The sequence below is a fragment of the Anoxynatronum sibiricum genome (assembly GCF_039414295.1).
GTDB lineage: Bacteria > Bacillota > Clostridia > Peptostreptococcales > Tindalliaceae > Anoxynatronum > Anoxynatronum sibiricum.
Genome location: NZ_JBCITM010000049.1, coordinates 1 through 1,261, shown reverse-complemented (window position 1 = coordinate 1,261; position 1,261 = coordinate 1). Strand labels below are relative to the sequence as shown.

At 50.9% G+C, this 1,261-nt stretch carries 1 rRNA gene; it reads right to left on the bottom strand.

What is annotated here, in order from left to right:
• Positions 1–1,214 (bottom strand): 23S ribosomal RNA (locus tag AAIG11_RS17880); the annotation flags it as partial.
• Positions 1,215–1,261: the final 47 nt, after the last annotated feature.

The window sequence follows — 1,261 nt, the reverse complement described above, 5'->3', positions numbered from 1 at the left end:
GCATCCAAAACTTCGGTGGTATGTTTTAGCCCCGGTTATTTTCGGCGCAGGATCCCTGGACCAGTGAGCTATTACGCACTCTTTAAATGTATGGCTGCTTCTAAGCCAACATCCTGGTTGTCTTTGCGATCCCACATCCTTTTCCACTTAACATACACTTTGGGACCTTAGTTGTTGGTCTGGGCTGTTTCCCTCTCGACTACGGATCTTATCATTCGCAGTCTGACTCCTGGAGCGGCTGCTTTGGCATTCGGAGTTTGATAGGTGTTGGTAACCGGTGAAGGCCCCTTGACCATTCAGTGCTCTACCTCCTAAGCAGTTCTTCTCCAAGGCTAGCCCTAAAGCTATTTCGGCGAGAACCAGCTATCTCCGTGCTCGATTGGAATTTCTCCCCTACCCACAGCTCATCCAATGACTTTTCAACGTCACCTGGTTCGGTCCTCCACGAAATTTTACTTCCGCTTCAACCTGGCCATGGGTAGATCGCACGGTTTCGGGTCTGCAACCGGTAACTTATTCGCCCTTTTAAGACTCGCTTTCGCTGCGGCTCCGTTCCTTAAGAACTTAACCTTGCTACCAATCGCAACTCGTTGGCCCGTTCTACAAAAAGTACGCGGTCACATTCGTTAAAAATGCTCCCACAGCTTGTAAGCAAAGGGTTTCAGGTTCTTTTTCACTCCCCTTCCGGGGTTCTTTTCACCTTTCCCTCACGGTACTATTCGCTATCGGTCACCGGGTAGTATTTAGCCTTGGGGGGTGGTCCCCCCTCATTCCCACGGGGTTTCTCGTGTCCCGTGGTACTCTGGGTCATCTCCCAGCTCTTTCGCCGTTTCGTTTACGGGGCTCTCACCCTGTTTCGCCAGCCTTCCCAGACTGTTCAACTACAGCTACTTAACCTGTATTGAAGATGCCCGAACCCCACACAGCCGAAACTGCATGGTTTGGGCTCTTCCCCTTTCGCTCGCCGCTACTCAGGGAATCGATGTTTCTTTCTCTTCCTTGGGGTACTTAGATGTTTCAGTTCCCCCAGTTTCCCTTCCGCAGACTATGGATTCATCTACGGATATGCAGGGTTCTCCCTGCATGGGTTTCCCCATTCGGACATCCACGGATCAACGCTTGCTTGCAGCTCCCCGTGGCTTTTCGCAGCTTACCACGTCCTTCATCGGCTCCCGGTGCCAAGGCATTCACCCTTTGCTCTTTCTTCCTTGACCTTGCTTTACTTTGCCTTTACGATCATGCAGTTTTCAAAGAACAATTT